Source organism: Lacinutrix sp. MEBiC02404 (assembly GCF_053601575.1).
In genome coordinates, this window is the sequence record NZ_JBSHNV010000096.1 from 25,457 (window position 1) to 45,309 (window position 19,853).

18 protein-coding genes are annotated in these 19,853 nt (G+C 31.2%); all 18 read left to right on the plus strand.

Annotated elements, in window-relative coordinates; translation table 11 throughout:
• Nucleotide 1: 1 nt before the first annotated feature.
• The 18 genes from ACVCXO_RS00900 to ACVCXO_RS00985 all read left to right on the plus strand — a co-directional run bounded on the left by ACVCXO_RS00900 (nt 2) and on the right by ACVCXO_RS00985 (nt 19,233).
• Nucleotides 2–685, plus strand: a complete 684-nt coding sequence (locus ACVCXO_RS00900) for a sulfotransferase family protein (protein WP_452227717.1) — start codon at nt 2–4, stop codon at nt 683–685.
• A 14-nt stretch (nt 686–699) separates the two neighbouring features.
• Nucleotides 700–1,674, plus strand: coding sequence for a glycosyltransferase (locus tag ACVCXO_RS00905; RefSeq protein ID WP_452227718.1), 975 nt, complete (start codon nt 700–702; stop codon nt 1,672–1,674).
• A gap of 142 nt (nt 1,675–1,816) precedes the next feature.
• A complete protein-coding gene (locus ACVCXO_RS00910) occupies nt 1,817–3,202 on the plus strand; it encodes an asparagine synthase-related protein (protein ID WP_452227719.1) in 1,386 nt (461 codons plus the stop codon).
• Nucleotides 3,203–3,205: 3 nt separating this feature from the next.
• The gene (locus tag ACVCXO_RS00915; protein WP_452227720.1) at nt 3,206–4,198 is read left to right on the plus strand and encodes a glycosyltransferase family 2 protein; all 993 of its coding nucleotides are present in this window, start codon (nt 3,206–3,208) and stop codon (nt 4,196–4,198) included.
• A 15-nt stretch (nt 4,199–4,213) separates the two neighbouring features.
• Nucleotides 4,214–4,789: a serine acetyltransferase gene (locus ACVCXO_RS00920; RefSeq protein WP_452227721.1), complete on the plus strand. Its 576-nt coding sequence runs from the start codon at nt 4,214–4,216 to the stop codon at nt 4,787–4,789.
• Nucleotides 4,790–4,802: 13 nt separating this feature from the next.
• Nucleotides 4,803–5,906, plus strand: a complete 1,104-nt coding sequence (locus tag ACVCXO_RS00925) for a glycosyltransferase (RefSeq protein ID WP_452227722.1) — start codon at nt 4,803–4,805, stop codon at nt 5,904–5,906.
• A 5-nt stretch (nt 5,907–5,911) separates the two neighbouring features.
• Nucleotides 5,912–6,904, plus strand: coding sequence for a sulfotransferase family protein (locus ACVCXO_RS00930; protein WP_452227723.1), 993 nt, complete (start codon nt 5,912–5,914; stop codon nt 6,902–6,904).
• 9 nt (nt 6,905–6,913) lie between these two features.
• The gene (locus ACVCXO_RS00935; RefSeq protein ID WP_452227724.1) at nt 6,914–8,350 is read left to right on the plus strand and encodes an MBOAT family O-acyltransferase; all 1,437 of its coding nucleotides are present in this window, start codon (nt 6,914–6,916) and stop codon (nt 8,348–8,350) included.
• A gap of 2 nt (nt 8,351–8,352) precedes the next feature.
• Nucleotides 8,353–9,270, plus strand: coding sequence for a hypothetical protein (locus ACVCXO_RS00940; RefSeq protein ID WP_452227725.1), 918 nt, complete (start codon nt 8,353–8,355; stop codon nt 9,268–9,270).
• Nucleotides 9,271–9,282: 12 nt separating this feature from the next.
• Nucleotides 9,283–10,710, plus strand: a complete 1,428-nt coding sequence (locus ACVCXO_RS00945) for an MBOAT family O-acyltransferase (RefSeq protein ID WP_452227726.1) — start codon at nt 9,283–9,285, stop codon at nt 10,708–10,710.
• Nucleotides 10,710–11,606, plus strand: a complete 897-nt coding sequence (locus tag ACVCXO_RS00950; RefSeq protein WP_452227727.1) for a hypothetical protein — start codon at nt 10,710–10,712, stop codon at nt 11,604–11,606. Before ACVCXO_RS00945 ends, ACVCXO_RS00950 begins: the two co-directional genes overlap by 1 nt.
• 13 nt (nt 11,607–11,619) lie before the next feature.
• Nucleotides 11,620–12,798 carry a glycosyltransferase family 4 protein gene (locus tag ACVCXO_RS00955; protein WP_452227728.1) on the plus strand — a complete coding sequence of 393 codons (1,179 nt, stop codon included), beginning with the start codon at nt 11,620–11,622 and terminating at the stop codon, nt 12,796–12,798.
• Nucleotides 12,785–13,984 carry a glycosyltransferase family 4 protein gene (locus ACVCXO_RS00960; RefSeq protein ID WP_452227729.1) on the plus strand — a complete coding sequence of 400 codons (1,200 nt, stop codon included), beginning with the start codon at nt 12,785–12,787 and terminating at the stop codon, nt 13,982–13,984. The genes ACVCXO_RS00955 and ACVCXO_RS00960 overlap by 14 nt, the downstream gene beginning before the upstream one ends.
• A gap of 121 nt (nt 13,985–14,105) precedes the next feature.
• Nucleotides 14,106–14,843 (plus strand): class I SAM-dependent methyltransferase, encoded by a 738-nt coding sequence (locus ACVCXO_RS00965; RefSeq protein ID WP_452227730.1) that lies wholly within the window; start codon nt 14,106–14,108, stop codon nt 14,841–14,843.
• A 16-nt stretch (nt 14,844–14,859) separates the two neighbouring features.
• On the plus strand, nt 14,860–15,615 hold the full coding sequence (locus tag ACVCXO_RS00970) for a hypothetical protein (protein WP_452227731.1): 756 nt from the start codon (nt 14,860–14,862) through the stop codon (nt 15,613–15,615).
• A gap of 79 nt (nt 15,616–15,694) precedes the next feature.
• Nucleotides 15,695–16,777: a glycosyltransferase family 4 protein gene (locus tag ACVCXO_RS00975; RefSeq protein ID WP_452227732.1), complete on the plus strand. Its 1,083-nt coding sequence runs from the start codon at nt 15,695–15,697 to the stop codon at nt 16,775–16,777.
• 1 nt (nt 16,778) lies between these two features.
• A complete protein-coding gene (locus ACVCXO_RS00980; protein ID WP_452227733.1) occupies nt 16,779–17,861 on the plus strand; it encodes a glycosyltransferase family 4 protein in 1,083 nt (360 codons plus the stop codon).
• 19 nt (nt 17,862–17,880) lie between these two features.
• Entirely contained in the window at nt 17,881–19,233 is a 1,353-nt protein-coding gene (locus ACVCXO_RS00985) for a glycosyltransferase family 2 protein (RefSeq protein WP_452227734.1), read from the plus strand.
• Nucleotides 19,234–19,853 lie beyond the last annotated feature (620 nt).

Sequence of the window (19,853 nt, forward strand, 5' to 3'; positions counted from 1 at the left end):
TATGGAAAAAATATTTTGTATTGGTTTCCCTAAAACAGGTACTACTTCTTTAGAGGAAGCTTTATCTTTATTAGGCTTTAAGGTATGTAAAGGGCATTTTAATAATAATCACACAAATTACTTAATAAGTCTATTTGTTAATAATGAATTTGATGAAATAGATAAAATTATCGATTACTATGATGCCTTTACAGATTTACCTTTTGGTGGAACAGATTTTTATAAATATTTAGCCAAAAAATATCCTACAGCTAAATTTATCCATACACAACGTGATGCTGATTCTTGGCATAATTCTTTAATAAAAATGATTACTAAATTTGATTCCAATTATAGTACTGCCATGCAAACCTTTCATGAAAAAGGCAGGTATGGTGTAATTTATTATTTAATAGAAGTTGTAAAAGTTGATACATTAGAAAACTCGAAGGCTAAAATATTAAATTACTATATAAAAATTAATGAAGAATTAAATTCGTTTTTTGTTAAAAATGATTCCGCATATTTATCAATGGATTTAGTCGAAAATGAAGGTTGGGAAGTCTTATGCCCTTTTTTAAACATATCTATTCCGAATAGAAGTTTTCCACACGCTAATAAAGCACCTTCATTAAAAAAAAAGAAAACGGTTAGCAATTTTAATCGCAAAATATTTTTAAAAATTAAGTCTCTTGTTCAAAAATAAAAAACATTAAAAAATTGGAGAAAGAATTTAATTTAAAAGTTGCAATATGGATGGTTACCTATAATCATGAAGGTTTTATTCAACAAGCAATAGAATCTGTTATAAATCAGGAAACGAATTTTAGTTTTAAAATATTTATAGGTGAAGATTGCTCTATAGATAATACACGTCAAATATGTATAGAATTTAAAAAAAAATACCCAAACTCAATTGAATTAATTTTACATGATAATAATATAGGTTCATTTAATAATGCGATGTCTGTATATGAAAAATGTTTTGAAAGTGAAGCCAAATATGTAGCATTATTGGAAGGAGATGACTATTGGACAGATCCTTTCAAACTTCAAAAACAAGTTGATTTTTTAGAAGTGAATCCAGACTACGAAGTGTGTTTTACAAATATTCGTATTGTAGATGAAAATAATACCATTACAAAAGAAGCTTTAATTACAGATAATCGTAAAACAGAATATAAGCAAAAAGATTTGCCTATTTGGGCACCAACGTTAACAAGAGTTTATAGAAACAGAGATTTTAAAAATTTACCAAATACTCCAGGAATGGATACTTTTATTTTGCTGTGGCAATCAAAATTTGGTAAAATTAAATTCATAAACGAAATAACAGGAAGTTATAGAAAACATGGAGGAGGTATTTATAGTGCAAAATCAAAAGCAATACAAAAAGAACAAATAATTGAAACAGGAACTTTAAGTTTAGAGTTAATAGATAAAACTTTATACTCTAAATACTTTAAACTGTTATTTAAAAAATTAATAGAGTTACGTTTTTTAGAAAAGGCACTTTTTAGAAAAAATAAAGCAAAAATAAAGCAGGCCTTTAAAAATTATAAAAAGGATATGTCTTTAGGTGTAAAATTAAAAGTAAGATGTATGTTTTTATTGGTGTCGCTACCGTTTATTAATAAAATTAATGGCTTACAAAACTTGTTTTTAAAAATTTGTGATCGTTTGTTTAGTTATTAAATACAATAAGAATTTAATTTTGTTACTAGTAATTAATTCTGTTTCGATGATTAATTAATTTTCCAGGGTTTTTAACATCAATAAATTAGCCAATAAATGATTTTTCTTCTTCCTTGAATAATACTATATTCGTTATCGATATATGAAGCCTCTAAAAACCCCCATATTACCTACAAAACAAACGTTTACAAAACTAGATGCACCTCATGAATTACATAAAGAGGCTATATGTATTTATGCAGCAACTGGTTTTTTTATGGATGGAGATACCTATTTTAAAGACGAAGTTTGTTTATTACCAGCACATGAGCATAGCCTAGATGCGGAAGGGGTTCTTGTTAAAAGTGAGCCTTGGTTTCATTGGCATTATAGTCCAAGAGAAATCTCTTTTGATCAAGCTTTAGAAGAATATATAGCTTTATTAACTACTATAACCAAAGAACAAGTAGGCGATGGTCCTGTTATTCTACCTATCTCTGGAGGATTAGATAGTAGAAGTCAGGCACTTATTTTTAAAGGACTAACCAATAAAGTGCAAGCCTATAGTTATTCTTTTCCAGGAGGTTTTCCAGAACATAAAATAAGCGAGAAAATAGCAAAAGTTTGCGGATTTGAATTTGATGCCTATACCATACCAAAAGGATATTTATGGGATAGCATAGATGATTTAGCACATATAAATGGTTGTTTTTCAGAATTTACACATGCCCGACAAATGGCGGTGTTACCAGAATTAAAACAGAAAAAAGGCGTATTTTCTTTAGGGCATTGGGGAGATGTGCTTTTTGATAGAGGAGCTCCCGAAGATATTAAAGAAGAAGATGTCATTCCGCTTTTATTAAAAAAAATGCTAAAACCTGGCGGATTAGAATTCGCGGAAGCACTCTGGAAATCTTGGGGTTTAGCAGGTACTTTTAAACCGTATTTTATTTCTAGAATAGAAAATGGTTTGTCTAAAATTAAAATAGATAATATTAGTGCTAGAGTTCGTGCTTTTAAAACTTCGCAATGGGCACATCGTTGGACCACCACGAATTTAAGTGTCTTTGCAGAAGCACATCCTATTACTTTGCCGTATTATGACGATAGAATGATGCAGTTTATTTGTACTATTCCAGAGGAATATTTAGCAGATAGACGTCTGCAAATCGCACACTTACAACAAGACAACGCTTTAGCAAATATCACGTGGCAAGAGCAAAAACCGTTTCATTTAAATAATTATCAATACAATAAAACACCTTATAATTTACCGTATAGAATACTAAATAAATTAAAACGTGAATTTCAAGCAGCACTAGGTAATCCGTATATTCAACGTAATTTTGAATTACAGTTTTATGGAGAAGCAAATGATAAAAAACTGCAAGATCGAATTTTTGATACTTCTTTTTTAGAGTTTATACCCAAAGAAGTGGTAACCGAATTTTATGATAAGTTTAAAAACGTAAATCCGGTTTATTATTCCACACCTGTTAGTATGTTATTAACTTTTTCCCTTTGGAAAAAACACTTTTATAATACCTAGTTTATGAAATTATCTGTAATTATTCCTGTTTATAATGGTGCCGATTTTATTGAGAAATCCTATCATTCCATTTTAAATCAACATTTAGAGGATTTTGAGATTCTATATGTGGATAATAATTCTAAAGATGCTTCGGTACAAAACATACAAAAACTAACAGCAAAAGATACTCGCGTAAAACTTTTAAAACAACCAAAGCAAGGCGCAGCACCAGCCAGGAATTTAGGAATAGAAAAAGCTTCAGGAACCTATGTATATATCTTTGATGTGGATGATGAAATATATCCGGAAGCATTACATAAAATGATTGCCGTTTTAGATGACAATCCAGAAATGGATGCTGTATTTGGCAAAATGGTGAAATCACATACTGGAATTTCGGAAACGAAAAAACCAACAGATGAAACCAATAAAGTAATCCTTAAAGAAAAACCATATTGGGGAATGTATTGGTTTGAACATTTAAAACATGTGGTAGGACCACCTGCATTTTTATATAGAAAAAGAGTATTTGATACCATAGGTGTTTATAACGAAGGAATAAAAAACACAGAAGATACTGCCTTTGATATTAAATTAGGAATGACCAGTAATGTTGCCTTTTTAGATACTTATGTGTACTTGTATTTTAAACATGCTTCTTCTACTATTGAGTTGGCCAAAAGAAAGGAAGACTTGGTAGCACTGCATTGGACACGTTTTGTAAAATCACACCTCCCTTTTTATTTAGCCAATGAAGTGCCTATACGCTATAAAGAAATGTTATATGCCTATTTGTATAAAACCATTGGGAAGCGCATTTATCAAACCAAAGGTTTTTCGAATAGAAATAAGCTAAGAAAAGAATTATTACAAGAAATTAAACCCGTAAAACTCCCGCTACTTTTGCGTTTGTATTTATGGAAACTAACTATATTACCGGTTTCTATTTTACTTAAAGTATATGTTTATTACCTTGTTCCCTTTTATATAAAGAATTTTACACCAAAACTTTAATCCGATTTAGTAGTAATGAAGCGCTTATTATTTCTTATCCAACATGCATTTAAAAAACTACTTTTAAAAAAGTTATTTCGTCGTTATGTGGCTACGAATACCAGTATTCAAGAAGATATTAATCAAACCGTAAAAGTAAGAGGTTGTACGGTGAAACCAGATACTTTGAAAAAAAGGTTTGAACACTTGATGATTTATTATCCGGATTTCGCTTTTATTTTCTTTTGGAGAATAAAACGTAAGAACTATCGATGGAAAAAATGGTTTACGCCAGAGGTACCTTGTAAAATATTTAGAAGCACAAAAATAGCAGGAGGTATGTTGTGTTATCATCCGTTTGCAACCGTGATTAATGCAAAATCTATTGGGACTAATTTTCAGTTTAGAAACGGATTAACCATAGGAAATAAAAGTAACGATAACACCTTAATTCCCACCATTGGAAATAATGTAACGGTAGGAGCAAATGTGGTTATTATAGGAAATATTACTATTAGTAATGATGTGGTTATTGGAGCAGGATCGGTAGTGGTTAAAGATGTTCCTTCTAATTGTGTAATCGCAGGGAATCCTGCACGGATTATTAAATAAAGCAAATGCTTTTATGTCGAAAAAAATAAAAGTTTTATATACCATACCTAATTTTAACACCGCAGGAAGTGGTAGATCTGTTTATGATTTGGTTGAAAAATTAGATCGTACGCTGTTTGAACCAGAAATATGTTGTTTTCATAATAAAGGGAACTATTATAAAGAAGTGGAAAAGCTAGGGGTTAAGATGCATCTTTTTCCTTTTACAGCAAACTACAGGCCTAGAATAACTTTTCTATCCCGAGTTTTAAAAATTAGAAAATTTTTTAAAGACAACCAGTTTGATTTGATTCATTCTTGGCATTGGAGTTCTGATATTTCGGAACCACTAGCAGCCCGATTAGCAGGAATACCTTATGTGTATACCAAAAAAGCAATGGGTTGGGGAAATAGGTATTGGTCTTGGCGCTCGAAACTAAGCACCAAGGTTATTGTTGTGAATGAAGATATGATGCAGCAGTATTTTAATACCATGCTACATAAAGCAAAGAAGTTTCCATTAGCCATAGATACAAGTCGTTATCAAGCTACAGCAACTAATGATGCTTTATTAGAAAAATATGCTTTTAAAAAGGAGGATTTTGTAATATTATCTATCGCAAATCTAGTAGCAGTAAAAGGAATGGAGATTCTTTTTGAAGCGGTACAGCAATTAAAGGATACTTCTATAAAGGTTTTAATTGTTGGAAATGACACCAATGCATACGGCGAAGCATTAAAAGAAAGATATCGTGAAAACACAAATATAGTGTTTGCCGGAAAACAGCTAGAAGTTAGACCTTATTTGGCTTTAGCAGATTTGTTTGTTATCCCTACTAAAGACGAAGGAAGGCGCGAAGGAATACCAAATGCACCACTAGAAGCAATGGCTACAGAATGTGTGGTGGTAGGTTCTAATGTGTCTGGTGTAAAAGATATTTTAAAGGCCTTTCCAGAATACTTGTTTGAAGCGAGTAATGTGGAGATGTTAGCCGAAAAAATACAGGCAGTAAAGAGTATGTCGGAAACCGAAAGAAGTACCTTAGGGAAAGCGATGCGAAAGCAAGTAATTAAAGAATTCTCCATAGAAGAGTTTCTAAAAAATCATGAATCCTTATATTTAAGTATTGTTAAATAGATTGTATGACAAAGAATGCACAAGAGGTATGGAAATCTAAAACACCAGAACAGCTACCAGATTTTATTATAGGAGGTGCCATGAAATCGGGTACTACCAGTTTGCATGCTATTTTACATAGTCATCCAGATATTGCTATAGCACATGATGAATTGGGTTTTTTTGATATAGATAGTATTTTACAGCATCCAGATTATAATTTTTACGATGCTAAAAAAGAGACTTGGACCAGCCAATCCATGCAAGAACAGCCAACGCTATTATGGAATTGGTATGCATCGCAATTTAAAAGTATCGAGAAAAAAGCAAAAATAATAGGGGAGGATTCTACTACGTATTTATGTTCGGAAACCGCCGCAAAACGAATCGCTTTGCAAGACAAGCCCATGAAGCTTATTTTTATATTACGCCATCCTACCAAGAGAACGATATCTAATTATTTACACTTACTAAAATCAGGAAGAGCCATTTATTCTCTAGAGGATACTTTAAGATATAATCCGAATAGTATTATTAGAAGAAGTATGTATCATGAGCAGTTAGAGGCCTATTATAAGCATATCCCGTTCGAAAGGATTAAAGTGGTATTGTTTGAAGATTTATTAGAAGATAAGGAAAGGTGTATACAAGAAGTATGTGATTTTTTAGAAGTAGATTTTTCTAAGTTAGATAAAAGTGTGTTTCATATACATTCTAATAAAACAAAAACACCAAAAAATATAAGATTACAACTTCTTAGAAATCGATGGTTACGTAAAAGTGGAAACTATAGGTATTCTGGTTTTTTACCTTTACAACCGGATTTTCAAGGTAAAATGCCATTGCAATATCGTATTATAGATAGATTACATAAAAAATGGAATCCCTTAAAAAGCACTATTAAATTTAAAGCATCCACGGCTACAGTAGCATTACTAGATGATTTTTTTAAAACAGAATTTAAAGATTTGGATAACATTGTGAAAAAGGAGATTTTTTCTAAATGGTTTAAAAATTAGATTGTAGATATGCTATTTAACTCCATAGATTTTGCGATTTTTTTACCAATAGTTTTTATGCTCTATTGGGTATTAAATAAACAAGTACTTAAGTTTCAGAATTTATTAATTGTAGTTGCTAGCTATTTGTTTTACGGCTGGTGGGATTATCGCTTTTTGGCACTTATTCTTTTTAGCACCCTTGTTGATTTTTGGATTGGCAATTATTTAAAAAAAACGGCAGATACTTCAAAAAGAAAAATCCTGTTATATACTAGTGTTTTTGTTAATATTGGACTTTTAGGGTTTTTTAAATATTATAATTTCTTTATAGATAATTTCACAGCTGCTTTTTCCTTTTTTGGAAGCGAAATACAATCTAATACCTTAAATATTATTTTACCAGTAGGTATTAGTTTTTACACCTTTCAAACCCTTAGTTATACGATAGATGTGTATCGTAAAAAGTTAGAACCTACAAATGATATTATTGCCTTTGCGGCTTTTGTTTCCTTTTTTCCTCAGTTAGTAGCAGGTCCAATAGAACGAGCTTCTAATTTATTGCCTCAGTTTTATGTAAAACGAAAGTTTGAATATGACAAAGCCGTAGATGGATTAAGACAAATATTGTGGGGTTTATTTAAAAAGGTAGTTATTGCAGATAACTGTGCTCAATATGTGAATGTTATTTTTGAAAATTATGAAAACTATTCTGCTAGTACATTATTATTAGGTGCAGTGTTTTTTGCATTTCAAATTTATGGTGATTTTTCAGGTTATAGTGATATAGCAATAGGTGTTTCTAGATTATTTGGGTTTAATCTAAAACAGAATTTTGCATTTCCGTATTTCTCTAGAGACATTGCAGAGTTTTGGAGAAGATGGCACATTTCTTTATCTACATGGTTTCGAGATTATGTATACATACCATTAGGAGGTTCTCGTGGAAGTAAATGGAATCAAATTAGGAATGTGTTTATTATATTTATTGTTAGTGGATTCTGGCATGGAGCTAATTGGACCTTTATAGTTTGGGGCGCTTTAAATGCACTCTATTTTTTACCATTATTACTATCTAATAAAAACAAAAAAAACACAAATTTAGTAGCTGAAAACACGATATTACCTAGTGTAAAAGAGTTTTTTAGTATGCTATTTACATTTTTAATTACTGTTTTTGCATGGATTTTTTTTAGAGCAGAAACTATTACAAAAGCAGTAGACTACGTGAGACATATATTGGATGTTTCTTTATTTTCTATGCCAAAAATTGCACCTACTTATTTAATACTATTAATCTTTGTGTTTTTAGTGATTGAGTGGATGGGAAGAAGTGAGCAGTATGCCATTGCTCGAATGTTTCTAAGAAAGCATATAATATTACGCTATAGTTTCTATTATGTAATTATTATTGCCATATTTTGGTTTGGAGGTAATGAGCAACAATTTATATATTTTCAGTTTTAAATATGAAAAAATTTATAGTTAAATCGAGTCTGTTTATTTTGCCATTGGTTTTATGTTTTCTCTTTATTGAAATTGAAAATAGAACTAATAATACATTTTATACAAAAAGTAAATATATTAAGGATAACAAAAACTCCATTGAAGTTTTAATTTTAGGATCTTCGCAAACTTGGAGAGCAATTAATCCGGAATATTTAACAATGGATGTTGCCCCATTAGCTCATGGTGGGAGTGCTTTGAATATTGATTATTTACTATTTAAAAAATATGTTGATAATTTTCCTAACCTTAAAGTGGTAATTCTAGAAACGTCTTACCATACCTTTGAAGAATTTAGAAATACCAGCTGGAATAAAAATCATTTGTTTCATATATATTATGATGTAAATAATTATGAAGGAGCTGCGCCGTGGTCTGAAAATCTATTGTTAACAGCTAATCCCAAAGCATATATAAAAAAAATATGGACAAGATCTATTTTTCCTGAGTTTGGCGAATACAATAACTATGGCTTTATTACTTCCACAAAAAAAACATTAGATAAAAGTGGTTATCCTGCTTCAGAATTGAAGAGTAGACATATAAAAGAAAGTTTAGATAATTATAAAATAGAAACTAAATTGTTGGCTAATATGGTTACTACATGTGAAGAAAAAGGATTAGATTTAATCTTGTTTTCTCCACCCAAATACAGTACATATAACAAAAATTATACATCAACCAAATTAGAGAGAAGAAATTTAGTATTTGAAAAGTATAAGAAGCTTGATAGAGTCTATATCCTGAATTATGAAACTACGTATGAAGATGAAAAAGATATGTTTTATAATGAAGATCATTTAAATATTTATGGAGCAAAGAAATTAACAAAATCACTAAATATAGAATTAGAAAAATTAATGAAATCATTAAAAAAATAATACAGTTAATTTATGCTATTTAACTCCGTAGATTTTGCGATTTTTTTACCAATAGTTTTTATAGGGTATTGGTTTGTAACCAAGCGTTCGCTTTCCCTACAAAATATACTTATCGTTGCTGCTAGTTATCTGTTTTATGGGTGGTGGGATTATCGTTTTTTAGCTTTAATTGCTTTAAGCACTCTAGTCGATTTTATAGTTGCTAGACAATTACAAAAGGAAACCGTGCGTAATAGAAGAAAAGCACTCCTTTTTGTTAGTTTATTTTTTAATTTAGGCATGTTAGCCTTTTTTAAATACTTTAATTTTTTTATAGAAAGTTGGGTAGACGCCTGGCAACTGTTTGGTATAGAAATGCAAACGTCGACCTTAAAAATTATACTTCCAGTAGGTATTAGTTTTTACACCTTTCAAACCTTAAGCTATACCATTGATGTATATAGAAAGAAAATAGCACCAACCCATAGTTTACTTCAATTTGCAGCATTTGTGTCCTTCTTTCCGCAATTGGTAGCAGGACCTATAGAAAGAGCTTCACATTTACTACCTCAGTTTCAAACCAAACGTGTTTTTAATAGTGAATTTGCTATCAGCGGATTTTATCTTATCATTTGGGGACTGTTTAAAAAAGTAGTGGTAGCAGATAATTGCGCTTATTTTGTAAATCAGATTTTTGATGGTGCAGGAAACTATTCTTCTATGGAATTATTTATAGGAGCGGTGCTTTTTGCTTTTCAAATATATGGTGATTTTTCAGGGTATTCTGATATTGCTATTGGTGTATCTAGATTATTTGGCTTTGATTTAAAGACTAATTTTTCATTCCCTTATTTCTCCAGAGATATTGCTGAGTTTTGGAGACGCTGGCATATTTCTTTATCTACATGGTTTCGCGATTATTTGTATATTCCTTTAGGAGGTTCTAGAGGTACTACTTGGCAAAATGTTAGAAATGTATTTATCGTATTTTTAGTGAGTGGCTTTTGGCATGGCGCTAATTGGACTTTTATAGTTTGGGGAGGTATTCACGCTATCTTGTTCTTGCCTTTATTACTTTTAAAATCTAATAGAAAGCATGTAGCGTCTACAAAAATAAACCTACAGCAACTACCTATGTTAGTGCTAACTTTTGTATTTGTAACTTTTGCATGGATCTTTTTTAGAGCAGATAGTGTAGAAATAGCCTATACTTTTATAAAAGAGATACTTCGTTTTAATGGTAGTTCGGTAGACCTATTTTATAAGAGTTCTAAAATGGTATTGTTTAGCGCTATTATTGTATTAAGTATTGTTATCTTGCTCCTGTTTGAGTTTTTAGCAATTCAAAAAAACAAAAAGGAAGTAACTTTAAACGTATATACTGCTATAGGTATTGCCATTCTTATTTGTTTTATGGGGGTTTTTAAAAATCCATCGGAGTTTATCTATTTTCAATTTTAATGATGCTATTATTTTTAAAAAGAATCGGTTTTATCCTGCTAGTTTTTATTAGTGTTTCCACTATTGTTTCTTTTGGAAGCTTATGGGCGTTACGTCAATCTTCTTTTTATAAACCTTCTTTTTTAGTGAATGCTATAACGGAAAAAGACTTTGATTATATCGTGTTAGGAGCAAGTACAGGATTGACTACATTAAATACGACCGTTATTGATTCGGTTATTCCAACTAAAGGAATCAATCTGTCTATGGATGACACCGCTTTATCTAGTCAGTACTTAATGTTAGAACATTTTTTAGCGCAAGGAAAAACTGCGAAGTTTTGTGTTTTGGCGCCGAGCGCTGCTAGTTTTGATGCTAAAGATCTAGATATTAGTGATAATGATTATCGGTTTTTACCGTATATTAATGAAGCATATGTTTTTCAGTATTTTAAGCAGTACGCTAGTACTAGAGCAAAGTTGATAAGCAATTCGAAATGGTTACCTATGTTGGGCGTTTCTTATTTTAATGTGGAAGTGTTTTATCCTTCCTTGTTTACTAGTATACAGTCCAAAAAGAGAAATAGATTCGATGCCAATGGGAATTATACCTATCCAATAAAAGATAATAAGCATGCTGTTATTTCTGAATTTAAAGCATTTCCTGTTTCTTTTTCAAATCCTTATGTAGCGAAAATAAAAGCCTTATGTATGGCTAATAATATAGAACTGATTTGTTATTTTTCGCCTATAAAAGGGCGAAAAGTGATTACGGAAATCAGTGATTTTTCAATCATTAACCATAGCGATTTATTAAAAAACGAAGCTTATTTTTATGATGTCTTACATGTAAATACAAAAGGAAGGCAAATTGCGAGTACACATTTTGCCAATGTATTTAAAACTTTATTAAAGTAATTATACCTGATTAATGAAAGACCAATTAAAAATAGCTGTTTATTCTGGAGATATACCAAGTACTACTTTTATAGAAAGGTTAATACAGGGATTATCAAATACCGGGAATAGTATCTATTTGTTTGGTTTTGTTAAAAAGAAAACAAAGTATCCGGATTCGGTTTCTGTATTTGGGTATCGAAACACGAGATTACGCAAGGCTTTACATTATTTAAAATATAGTTTTTTATTATTCTGCTTTAAGCATAAAGAAAAACGAAAACTAGATCGTATTTTAAAAGAACAATCTGAAAACGTATTACTTGCCAAGGTAAAAAGCTATCCGGTATTATGGCATAAACCAGATGTTTTTCATGTGCAATGGGCAAAAGGTTTAGCAGATTGGATTTGGGTGCAAGAATTTGGAATTAAACTAGTGCTTAGTCTGCGAGGCGCACACATCAATTATTCTCCTATTGCTGATAAAAAATTAGCAGCCATGTATAGGGCACACTTTCCAAAAGTAGATGGCTTTCATGCCGTATCTAAAGCAATAGGTTTAGAGGCTGAAAAGTATGGTGCTCCTAAAGAAAGGATACAAGTGGTATATAGTGGATTGGCAGAAGTGGTAACAAAGAAGAAACAGGCAGAATCAAATACTGTTTTTCAAATTATTTCTGTAGGAAGGGCGCATTGGAAAAAGGGCTATTCCTATGCTTTAGACACTTGTAAAATACTTAAAGAACAGGGCTTTAAGTTTCATTATACCATAATTGGAGCTAAAAGCGATATAGAATCTACTTATCAAGTGAAGGATCTTAAATTAACAGCGGCTGTCACCTTATTAGATAATGTATCTTATGAAAAAGTACAGGAATTGATGCAATATGCAGATGTATTATTATTACCAAGTGTAGAAGAAGGAATTGCTAATGTGGTTCTAGAGTCTATGCAGAACAAAACAATAGTATTAACTACAGATTGTGGAGGTATGCAGGAAGTCATTATGGATGGCAAGAATGGATTTATAGTTCCTACACGAAATGCGGAAGCGATAGCGCAAAAAATATTAAGTATAGGTAGCTTACCAATCCTAGAAAAAAATAAAATAAAACAGAACGCTTTGCAAACTATAACAGAAAAACATAGCGAGAAGCAAATGGTTAACGGCATGTTAGCATTATACCAAAGCCTATACCATGACAAAGCATAAAACAGGTACATCAACGATTGGTATTGTTTTATCTACAGTACCTCGATATTCCGAAACCTTTTTTAGAAATAAAATAAAAGGATTACAGGAGCATGGCTTTCATGTTGTTTTGTTTGTAGATTATTTAAACGAAGCAGATGCACATTTTGGCTGCAAAGTAGTCGCCGGAAATGATTTTGGTAAAGGGAAATTAAAACAAATAAGCTATAGTTTTTCAGCAATTATAAAGACTGTGTTTTTCCATCCGAAGCGAAGTTTAAAACTGTATCAATTAAATAAAAAGGATGGTATTCCTTTTCTTAAAAATATAAAACAGTTAATTCTAAATTCCTTTTTTCTTAGTGTGGATGTCGATTGGTTGCATTTTGGATTTGGTATGTTAGCCGTAGGGCGAGAAAATGTTTCAGCAGCCATGTGTGCAAAAATGGCTGTTAGTTTTAGAGGGTATGATTTGTATTTGTCGCCTTTAAAGCATCCGGGATGCTATGCTATGTTATTTCAAAAAGATATTCGGTATCATGTGCTGTCTCAAGAAATGAAGCAAGATCTTATATCGTATAACATTCCTTCCCATGCCATACAAGTCATTACACCAGCCATAGATATTTCCTTTTTCACACCTAATCATTCTATAGAAAAAAATAGTAGGCTAGAGTTAGTAACCGTAGCACGATTGCATTGGAAAAAAGGATTGGTATACACCTTAGAAGCTTTAGCGCTTTTAAAACAATTGGGAATTGCATTTCATTATACCATTATAGGCGATGGAAGTGAAAAAGAACGCCTTGTTTTTGCTGCACATCAATTGGGGCTTAAAGAACATATTACGTTTACCGGTAAATTACCACAAACAGAAGTAAAGAAACACCTAGAAGCAGCTAGTATATATGTGCAATATAGTATTCAAGAAGGATTTTGTAATGCCGTTTTAGAAGCGCAAGCTTTGGGCTTGTTGTGTGTGGTTTCTAATGCAGAAGGTCTGGCAGAGAATGTCTTAAATGGCAAAACAGGTTGGGTGGTGCCAAAACGAAATCCAAAACTTTTGGCAAATAGAATAGAAGCAATATTAAAATTATCGGAAGCAGAAAAGCAAAAAATTAGAGAAAATGCTATTTCTAGAGTGCATAAAGAGTTTGGTTTACTAAAACAACAAGAAGCATTTGTTCATTTTTATAGTGAAAATTAAGAAGTTAAAGCCTCCTTTTTTGTTTTGCTGTATAGCTTTTGCATAAACAATACCGTTTTTTAATTCATAATATCTATTATTGTACTACTATAAAATTAAAAGATACTATCTATACGTAATTATGACACAATATGAATTCCTGCGTTGGTTTACTTTTCCTATAATGACCACACATTTAGTAACCGTTCGCAATGACATAAAAAGATTGATAAAAGGACATAAAACGAGTGGCAATAGGTTAAATATTTTAGATGTTGGCGGACGTAAATCACCGTATACCATTAATTTGCCTGCAGCAGTTACTTTACTAGATGTACCTCAAGAAGAAGGAACGCGAGAAGCATTAAATTTGGGGTTTACGAAAGATATTTTAACTACCATTCAGAAAAAACGTAGTAACATAAAGGATGTTATTATTGAAGACATGACCAAATCTACTTTACCAGATGCATCCTATGATGCCGTTGTATGTATAGAGGTTATAGAGCATGTAGAAGCCGATGACATCTTCGTGAAAAACATTGCTAAAGTAATAACTTCGGGAGGTTGGGCCTATTTTACAACCCCTAATGGCGATTATATAAAAAATGAAGGACCTAATAAAAATCCAGATCACGTTAGACATTATACACGACTAGAATTGCAAACGCTATTGGAGAAATATTTTGATAAAGTAGATGTGCATTATGGTGTAAAAACAGGGAAATATAGAGTACAAGGTTTAAAAAGTTATAGTTTAAAAAGACCAATACAAACTATACAGTCTATTTTTTCTAATGTAGTAAATAGGTTTCAATCTAAAGGCGTTGCAAATACGTCCCAAGAAACCGCACATTTGATTGCTATTGGGTATAAATGAATTGTATAAATAGTTTATGGAGATTTTAAAAAAAAGCGTGGTACTATTACTAACAGGCACTATTAATCCAAATAGCTTTAAGACATTAGTGTTGAGAGATCCTGAAATTAGAAAAAAACAATATATAGATGCTATTTCTTATTACCTCCAGAACACAAATTATAATATCGTTTTTACTGAAAACTCTGGTGTTTCCTTAAAAGAATACTTTAAAGAATATGAAAATAGAATTGAATTTCTTGTTTATGATTTACCTAAGGAGGAAAACGAAGCGAATGATAAAGGTAAAGGTTTTAAAGAATTAGGAATAATTGATTTTTCTATTAAAAATTCAATAAAAATAAAACAAGCTGATTTTATTGTAAAAATAACTGGTAGGTTAAAAGTGTTGAATTTAAATGCTTTAGTAGCTAATTTAATTCGCAATAATAAAAAAAATCATGAAATAGTCTCTTGTAATATTTTTAAACTGAATAAAATGGATTCAAGATGTTTTATTTTTACATTAAGTTTTTGGACTTACTTAAACAGCACAGGAAAAAAAATTGATTTAAAATATTCTTTTGAAATGGCATTATGGGAGGCTGTAATTAATTATTATAATAATAAAGGAACTTTTAAACAATTAATATGGCCACTAAGGATAGAAGGAGTTAGCGGTGGTTTTGGGACTTTGTACAACGATAACTTAGTTCGGTTTACATTAAAACAAATTAGACATTTTTTTGTTGTCCCCTATTGGTCTTATAAAGTATTAAATATTAAAAGATAATACTTTTTTGAACTTAAAATGCTTAGATGAAATTATAAGCGATAACGTTGAGTTATTATTTAATAAAAACTATATTTTTTTGAAAATTCTCTTATTTCATACCTATAACAAAGGGTATCTTTCTAGTTTTTTTCATGAACTCTCTGTGAAGTTAGTTCAAGAAGGACATGAAGTGGTTAGTTTTTCATGGAAAGCATCTGTAAGTGATAGAATTATAGATGGTGTACGTGTTATTGTAAAAAGAAAAAAAGGATATTTTAATAACTATTATAATGTGTATCGTATTATAAAAACAGAAAAACCAGAGGTTATTCTTTCTAATTTTAGTTATGTTAATCCAGCACTTCTATTCGGTAAACTTTTTGGTGTAAAAAAAAACATCGTTTGGTTTCATTCTTTAAGCGAACAATTATCTTCTAGTAAGCTTCAAGTTTTTATAAAAAAACTTTTTTTAAAACTAGCAGATGTGGTTATTGCTAACTCTTTTTTAACTAAAAAAGAGCTGTACCAATTATATAAAGTGCCTGAAAATAGAATACAAGCGATTCCTTTTTGGAGTGCTATTACAGATGAAGAAAATATCTCTTCTAAAATTCAATTTGAGAAAAATAAAAATATAATTAAAATAGGTTGCCCTGGTAGGCTAGCAATAGATAAAAATCAAAAAATAATTATTGAGGCACTTTCTAAATTAAAAAACACGAATAATTATGAGTTCCATATCTACTTTGCAGGAGTGGGAGTAGCGCTTTCTATGTTGAAAAAACAGGTAGAAGTAATAGGTCTTAGTACCAATACTACTTTTTTAGGGCATTTATCTTCTAATGATATGTTGCATTTTTATAATTCTATGGATTTGATTGTTTTACCTAGTTTACATGAGGCATTTGGTCTCGTTTTTATAGAAGCTATATCTCTAGGTGCTCCAGTTATTGTTTCTTCTCAGTTTGGAGCGTTGTCTTTTATAAAAAAGGAAAATAAAGTGATTTCTGAAATAGCTTTTGATCCTAATTCTGTAAAAGAACTTCAAGAAAAATTAATTCCATATTTAGATAAAAAAGGGTTGCCAAAATCGTACTTTAAACAACTGTATGAAGATAATTTTAATAAAGAATTCATTTTTAAAAGCTTTATAGATAGTATTCAAATTGAAGAAAAATAAATTGAAAATATTAATCCTATATACCTATAATAAAGGTTTGCTTTCTAATTTTTTTCAGGAACTTTCTGAAAAAATTTATCAAGATGGTTATGAAGTGGTTAATTTTTATTTAAAGCATCGCGAAGATTATTTTGTGCAAAAAGGCGTTCATGTTTATGGCGATAAAAAACGGGGATATTTTAAAAATTATTATAAGATTTATACGTTTGTGAAAAAGGAAAAACCAGATGTTATTATTTCTAATTTCAGTTATATTAATCCTGCTGTTTTAGCAGGTAGATTATTAGGCGTAAAAGATAATATTGCATGGTTTCATACCGCTTATGGACATACAAAACCTAGTTTTATTAAAGTAATGAATAAGACGATGTATTTAAATATGGCTAGCTTAGTATTAGCAAATTCTAAAGGGTTACAAGAAGAAATGCACACGGTTTATAAAGTGCCAAGAAAACGCACTAGACGAATTCCGTTTTGGACTAATATATGTGACTATAGCCCATGTGTTAAAACTTTACATGCTTTAAACAAAACAGGTGTTTTTAAAATAGGATGTCCGGGACGTTTGGTTTCCGACAAAAATCATCAGACGGTTATTAAAGCAATACGTGCGTTAAAGAGTGATAAGAAAGTGGAATTATATATAGCTGGTAATGGTGCCTATAAGCAAGAATTAGAAGCTTTGGTAGATCAATTAGAATTAAAAAATCAAGTTGTATTTTTAGGAAACTTGTCTACAACAGAAATGGTTGCCTTTTATAAAAGTATGGACGTGGTAGTATTACCGAGTTATCATGAAGCTTTTGGTCTCGTATTTATTGAAGCAATTGCTTTAGGAACTCCTGTTATTGTGTCTGAAAAATTCGGAGCCTTAGATTTTATTGATGTAAAACAATTTTCGCTTAATAGTTTTACCTTTAATCCCAATGCTGTTTCCGATTTAATAAAACATTTAGAAAAGTATATGGAAAATAAAGGGTTGGCTAGTAAATTTTTTAGAGATTTGTATGTGAAAACTTTTGATAAAGAAGTAATTTACCAATCGATAAAAAATATTATTATACATCCAAAGACTATAGATTAAACTGCTTTTATTCCTTTATATGCTATTTTACTTTTTAAAATATTTACAACCAACCCATTATTTCCAACTATTAACAAAAGGGAATACCTCTGTTTTTCCTATTGTAAAAAGTTTACCGGAATCCGTTTTATCTCAGTTAACTTTAGATGCAACCTATCCATCTGCTTTAGCGCAAGATTATGACTTGTCTTGGCAAGCAGTACAAAAAGGATATATAGGGTCCGCACCAACCTATGCCTCTTTTGAAAAACTGTCTGTACAAGACAACTATCATTTTATACGTAAGTATTTTAATAAAGCATGGGTTTTTTATGTTTTAGTACTTCGTCTTTTTTCTTTTAAAAATCCTTTTAAAGAAATTACAGCTTGGTTAAAAACGCGACAGGTACAACGTGTTTCTATAGGAAGTCATCCTATTGTTTATAGTGATTGGGGAGCTTTTGAATCGGCATTAATAAAAGAAAATCAAAAGGTAAGCGTGGTTATACCTACGCTAAATCGTTATGCTTATTTAAAAGAGGTGCTAAAAGATCTGGAGCAGCAAGACTACCCTAATTTTGAAGTTATTGTTGTGGATCAATCCGAACCTTTTCATCCGGATTTCTATACCGATTATGCACTGGATATTAACCTCGTTCGGCAAGAAGAGAAAGCACTTTGGTTGGCAAGAAATACCGCTATTAAGAATGCGAAAGGGGCCTTAATCGCATTATCGGAAGATGATGTGCGTATAGCGCCTAATTGGATTTCTAGTCATTTAAAGTGTTTGGATTTTTTTAAGGCTGAGGTATCTGCAGGTGTTTTTTATCCGGAAGGAAAACAAATACCCAAAGACAGGTCCTTTTTTGCAATAGCCTCTCAATTTGCAACCGGAAATGCGATGCTTTATAAAAGTGTTTTTGAAACGGTAGGATTGTTTGATCGGCAATTTGAAAAACAACGCATGGGAGATGGTGAGTTTGGGATGCGCGTGTATTTAGAAGATATAAAAAGTGTATCCAACCCAATAGCATCTTGTATCGATGTAAAAGCAGGAACTGGAGGTTTACGTGAAATGGGAAGTTGGGATGCTTTTAGGCCTTCTAACTTTTTTGCACCAAGACCAATTCCTAGTGTATTATACTTTTTTAGACGCTATTTTGGTAACACAGCTTCCCGTTTAGCAATGTTGCGTATGGTGCCTTTATCTATTTTTCCATATCAATTTAAAAAGAATAAGCCTTTGTTAGTGATAGGTGTTTTACTTACGATGTTCATTTTACCTATCGTTTTTTATCAGGTTTTTAAATCTTGGGGTTTGGCTAGTAAGAAGTTGAAGGAAGGGGATTTGATTGCAAGGTTGGAAGATGGGAAAGTGAAAAGTGAAAAGTGAGAAGTGAATAGTGAAAAGTGAATAGTGAAAAGACCCTTCCGTCTTTGATTTCTTTAGGAAAATCAAATCCACCTTCCCTTAAAAAAAGGGAAGGAGTTTAGTGATTTGGGAAAATAGAGAAGAGGTGAAAGGTGAAAATGAACCTCTGTCAGTTCGAGTGAAATTGCTTTTTCTGCAATTTTGTATCGAGAACAGGTTTAGGAAGGAGTTGTAAAAGACCCTTCCGTCTTTGATTTCTTTAAGGAAATCAAATCCACCTTCCCTTGAAAAAAGGGAAGGAGCTTTGTGAAAAGTTAAAAGTTAAAAGTGAAAAGTGAAAAGTGAAAAGAGAGATAAGAGTGAAAAGGAAACCTTTGTCAGTTCGAGTGAAATTGCTTTTTCTGCAATTTTGTATCGAGAACAGGTTTAGGAAGGAGTTGTAAAAGACCCTTCCGTCTTTGATTTCTTTAGGGAAATCAAATCCACCTTCCCTTAAAAGAAGGGAAGGAGCTTTGTGATTAGTGAAAATAGAGAAGAGGGAAGTTAAAAGGGAAAAGTTAAAAGTTAAAAGTTAAAAGTGAAAAGAGAGATAATAGTAAAAAGGAAACCTTTGTCAGTTCGAGTGAAATTGCTTTTTTCGC